Below are 3,873 nucleotides of genomic sequence, written 5' to 3' on the forward strand. Positions count from 1 at the left end.
GGGGGAGAGGAGGCGGGAGATGGGGCAGTTCTGCTTGGCGGTCTCGGCCAGCTTGGCGAACTCGGCCTCGTCGATGCCGGGCACCTCGCCGACGGTGTCCAACTCGATCCGGGTCACGGTGAAGCCGGCATCGGTCTTGTCCAGGTGCACCTTTGCGGTGGTCTCCACCGAGGTGGGCGTCGCGCCCGCATCGGCGAGCGCCTTGGAGAAGGCCATCGAGAAGCAGCCGGCGTGCGCCGCGCCGATCAGCTCCTCGGGGTTGGTGCCCTCGCCCTCCTCGAATCGGGACTTGAAGGAGTAGTTCCCCTGCAACCCGCCCTTGCCGGTGCGGATGGTGCCGGAACCCTCGGGAAGGTTGCCCTGCCAGCGTGCGGAAGCGGTACGGATAGGCATGCACCCGACGCTAATGCAAGCCCGGCCCGCCCGCCGACCGACCCGCCCCCATCTCGGCGTTGGTGGGACGGTCTCGGTGACCGGGTGCCGCGTGGCGGCCCGTGTCGCCGCCGCCGGCGAGGTGACGGGACTCGGCGTGCCCGTCCACGTTCCCGGCTGATGGCGGCGGACTGTGCCATCATTCGACAGACGGCGCAGCCGGGGATTTCCGGTGCCAGGTCACGACGAGAGGTGCGGGATGAGCCAGGATCTCCCCATTCCCCGTCAGGATGACCGTTCCGACGGCACGAGCGTCGTCGAGTGGGGCACGCAGGACGAGGAGTCGCCGACCTCGGGACGGCTCCGGCGGGCCTTCACCGGCCTCGGCGGCGATCAGCGGGTTCCCCTGCTGCTGGCCGGGCTCGGTGCCGTGGCCGCGCTGGCCTCGCTGCTCGGCGAGTGGGTGACGATCACCCTGCCCACCGGCGGGGGTGACGGGGTCACCCCGGTCGAGATGCCCAGCGGCGTGTCGGAGATCGGCGGCCTGGGCGTCGGCTACCTGGTCGGCATCCTGCTGCTCGGTGTCGTGGTCGCGCTCGCGCTGCGCGGCACCCCAGCCGTCCGGGCCAACGCCCGGGTGGCCGGGCTGGCCCTTGCCGTGGGGCTGGGCGCACTGCTCGTCGCGACGGTGGTCACGCTCGACGACAACCGGCAGTTGCCGTTCTACTCCCCGGAGGATGGTCTCAAGATCGAGCACGGGCGGGGACTGGTGATGGCCTTCGCCGCCGTCCTGCTCTTCGCCGCCACGCTCGCCCGAGCTGCCCGGGACGGGGCATCCGCCGGGCCGGAGCGGCACCCGCGGCGGGACCGGTCCCGCACCGACGACCCGGAGCGGGACGAGGACCGGCCGCCGGCCGATCTCACGGTCACCCCGACCCTGCCCTTCGCCCGGGAGGCACCCCCGCACCGGGGTTCGTTCGGCTGAGCGCCGGGTCATCTCCGGTCCGCCGTCCGTTGGCACCCGATTCGTCGGGAAGTCATGGTTGCCGCCCGTTCCGCGAGGTACGGTTGCTGCCCGCCGTCAGGCCAGGTCGCCCACCGACCGTACGGCTGGCCCGCGACGGCGGCGGGCGAAGGAGGAACCATGACCCGCCCGGGCCTTCCCAAGCTGATCGCCACCGACCTTGACGGGACGCTGGTACGCAGCGACGACACCGTCTCGGCGTACACCCATGAGGTGCTGGACCGGGTCCGTGCCGCCGGCATTCCGGTGGTCGGCGCGACCGGTCGCGGCCCCCGACTGACCGAACTGACCCGCAACGACATCCGGGCCGCGGATTTCCTGGTGATGGCGGGCGGCGGCCGGGTGGTCGACCAGAGCGACCCGGCCGGACCGGTGGTGCTGCGCGACGAGCGCCTCGCCAGCGACGTGCTGGCCGCGCTGCTGGCCGACCTGGAGGTGGCGGTCGGCCCGCTGACGGTGATGGTCGAGGCGTCCGACGAGCACGACGCGCCGCTCTGGGGGGACTACCACCCGGCCTGGCCCTACCAGGACCGGTTCGAGGTACGCACCCGCGACGAGTGCCTCGCCGGGGACGTGATCAAGGCGTTCGCGCGGACCGCCGACCACCACGTCGACGAGCTGCTGACCGTCGCCCGAGAGATCATTCCGCCGCACCTCGCCACGCTCACCCAGGCCGGGCTGGGCTTCATCGAGATCTGCCCGCCCGGAGCGGACAAGGCGACCGGGCTGACCGTGGTGGCGCAGCGCCTCGGCGTCGATCCGGCCGAGGTGCTGGTCTTCGGGGACATGCCCAACGACCTACCGATGTTCGAGTGGGCCGGCTGGGGGCGGGTGGCAGTCGCGAACGCCCACCCGGAGCTGCGTGCCGCGGCCGACGAGATCACCCTGCGCAACGACGACGACGGAGTGGCCATCTACCTCGACCGGCTAATGTCCAGGTGATGGAGGCAACGCCACGCCTGATCGCCAGCGACATCGACGGCACACTGCTCCGCGACGATCACTCCCTGAGTGCCCACACCGCGGCCGTGTTGACCCGGATCGCCGGCCGGGGCACCCCTGTCGTCCTTGTCACCGGCCGTCCGATCCGATGGCTGCGTACGGTCTACGACCAGCTCGCCGAGCCGCTGCCTGCGGTCTGCGCCAACGGTGCGGTGGTCTACGACCCGGTCAACGACGAGGTGCTGCGGGCCGATCCGCTGGCCCCGGAGCTGCTCGCCGAGGTGGCCCGCCGGCTACGGGCCGAGGTGCCCGGGGTACGCCTCGCGGTGGAGATCGTCGACAGCCGGCAGATGCGTCACGAAGCGGACTACCCACTGCGTTGGGACGCCGACGAGGCGGCCATCCGGGTCGTGGAGACCCCCGATGAGCTGCACTCCATGCCGGCGGTGAAGCTGCTGGCCCGGGCCGAGGAACACCCGGATCCCGAGCGGTTCACCGCGCTGGTCGCCGGTGCCGTGGCCGGGCTGGCCGAGGCCACCCACTCGTCGTACTCGGGGCTGGTGGAGATCTCGGCGGCCGGCGTGACGAAGGCGGCGGGACTCGCCTGGTACTGCCATCGGCTCGGGGTCGACGCCTCCGACGTGCTGGCCTTCGGCGACATGCCGAACGACGTGCCGATGCTGACCTGGGCCGGTCGGGCGGTGGCGGTGGCCAACGCGCATCCCGCCGTGCTGGCCGTCGCCGATGATGTCACCTCGGCGAACTCCGTGGACGGGGTGGCGACGTACCTGGAGAAGGTCTTCGGGGTGGACTGAGCCGCGACCCGGACCGCGCGGCCGAGCGGGCCGCGCGGTCCGGTCGGGTCAGAGGTACTGGCCGGTGCTGTGGCCTTCGCCACCCGGCGCGGGCATCACCCCGGGCATGCCGGGAAGCACCGCGCCGGCCGGTCCGCTGGGTAGCGCCTGCCGGCCGGAACGCATCTGCTCAAGCTGCACCCGGGCGGCCATCTGCTGGGCGACCAGAGCGGCCTGGATGCCGTGGAACAGTCCCTCCAGCCAGCCGACGAGCTGGGCATGGGCGATCCGCAGCTCGCCCTCGCTGGGCGCCTGGTCCTCGCTGAACGGCAGGGAGATCCGTTCGAGTTCCTCGCGCAGCTCGGGTGCCAGCCCTTCCTTCAGCTCGACGATCGATCGCTGATGGATCTCGCGCATCCGGTGCCGGCTGGCGTCGTCGAGAGGGGCCGCCTTGACCTCCTCCAACAACTGCTTGATCATGCTGCCGATCCGCATGACCTTGGCCGGTTGCTCGACCAGGCGGGACGGATCCTCGCCCGTCACGTCGTCGGTCTGCACGGTGCCGACCGGTCTGCCGTCCGGCCCGACCACCACCACCGTGCCGGGGTGCCCGGTGCCGTCGCGGCCAGGCTCGTCGTTCTGTGCAGCGGAGCGTCCTTCGGTCATGGCATCCATCTTTACCCAGCCGGCGAGGTTGGTGCCGGCCGGCCCGGGTCCGGCCCACCCCGGGACCGCCGCCGG

General features: G+C 72.2%; 5 protein-coding genes. 3 read left to right on the forward strand and 2 right to left on the reverse strand.

Going from position 1 to position 3,873, the window contains the following annotated elements; genetic code table 11:
- Window positions 1-393: OsmC family protein (locus tag C1I93_RS29300; RefSeq protein ID WP_111246495.1), on the reverse strand; the 393-nt coding region annotated here is incomplete at its 3' end.
- Between the two features lie 238 nt (window positions 394-631).
- Here C1I93_RS29300 and C1I93_RS29305 point away from each other — a divergent pair.
- The 3 genes from C1I93_RS29305 (at window position 632) to C1I93_RS29315 (ending at window position 3,153) form a co-directional block, all read left to right on the forward strand.
- Window positions 632-1,357 carry a hypothetical protein gene (locus C1I93_RS29305; RefSeq protein WP_111246496.1) on the forward strand — a complete coding sequence of 242 codons (726 nt, stop codon included), beginning with the start codon at window positions 632-634 and terminating at the stop codon, window positions 1,355-1,357.
- A gap of 159 nt (window positions 1,358-1,516) precedes the next feature.
- The gene (locus C1I93_RS29310) at window positions 1,517-2,338 is read left to right on the forward strand and encodes an HAD family hydrolase (protein WP_111246497.1); all 822 of its coding nucleotides are present in this window, start codon (window positions 1,517-1,519) and stop codon (window positions 2,336-2,338) included.
- The gene (locus C1I93_RS29315) at window positions 2,338-3,153 is read left to right on the forward strand and encodes an HAD family hydrolase (RefSeq protein WP_111246498.1); all 816 of its coding nucleotides are present in this window, start codon (window positions 2,338-2,340) and stop codon (window positions 3,151-3,153) included. The genes C1I93_RS29310 and C1I93_RS29315 overlap by 1 nt, the downstream gene beginning before the upstream one ends.
- Before the next feature lie 48 nt (window positions 3,154-3,201).
- Here the strand turns inward: C1I93_RS29315 and C1I93_RS29320 are convergent, their stop codons facing one another.
- Complete coding sequence (locus C1I93_RS29320) at window positions 3,202-3,807, reverse strand: bacterial proteasome activator family protein (RefSeq protein ID WP_111246499.1); 606 nt, start codon at window positions 3,805-3,807, stop codon at window positions 3,202-3,204.
- Between the last annotated feature and the right edge of the window lie 66 nt (window positions 3,808-3,873).

The sequence above is a fragment of the Micromonospora endophytica genome (assembly GCF_003236305.1).
GTDB classification, from domain to species: Bacteria; Actinomycetota; Actinomycetes; order Mycobacteriales; family Micromonosporaceae; genus Micromonospora; species Micromonospora endophytica.

Excerpts from the sequence above, each read along its gene's own strand:
- C1I93_RS29315 (WP_111246498.1), top strand. The coding sequence starts at position 2,338 with ATGGAGGCAACGCCACGCCTGATCGCCAGCGACATCGACGGCACACTG.
- C1I93_RS29320 (WP_111246499.1), bottom strand. The coding sequence starts at position 3,807 with ATGGATGCCATGACCGAAGGACGCTCCGCTGCACAGAACGACGAGCCT.
- C1I93_RS29305 (WP_111246496.1), top strand. The coding sequence starts at position 632 with ATGAGCCAGGATCTCCCCATTCCCCGTCAGGATGACCGTTCCGACGGC.
- C1I93_RS29310 (WP_111246497.1), top strand. The coding sequence starts at position 1,517 with ATGACCCGCCCGGGCCTTCCCAAGCTGATCGCCACCGACCTTGACGGG.